Source organism: Streptosporangium amethystogenes, assembly GCF_000721075.1.
In the GTDB taxonomy this organism is placed as follows: domain Bacteria; phylum Actinomycetota; class Actinomycetes; order Streptosporangiales; family Streptosporangiaceae; genus Streptosporangium; species Streptosporangium amethystogenes.
Window position 1 is genome coordinate 1 of sequence record NZ_JOEQ01000176.1, and the last position, 346, is coordinate 346.

At 60.1% G+C, this 346-nt stretch carries 1 protein-coding gene; it reads left to right on the plus strand.

Annotated elements, in window-relative coordinates; genetic code table 11:
• On the plus strand, positions 1–346 hold a 346-nt coding region (locus IG98_RS46330), incomplete at both ends, for an AMP-binding protein (protein ID WP_037973112.1).

The window sequence follows — 346 nt, forward strand, 5'->3', positions numbered from 1 at the left end:
GACGCCGTCGGCGTTTTATCAGTTGATGGCGGCGGAGCGGGATCTGGGTGGGTCGGGTCTGTCGTTGCGGTATGTCATCTTCGGCGGGGAGGCGCTGGAGGTGGGGCGACTGCGTGACTGGTACGACCGTCATCCCGATAATGCGCCGCTGCTGGTGAACATGTATGGAATTACCGAGACGACGGTGCACGTGACTTATTCGCCGTTGAATCGCCAAATGGTGGAGGAGGGTGCTCCAAGTGTTATTGGGGTGGGGATTCCGGATTTGCGGTTGTATGTGTTGGATGAGTTTTTGCGGCCGGTGCCGGTGGGTGTGGTGGGGGAGTTGTATGTGGCGGGTCCGGGG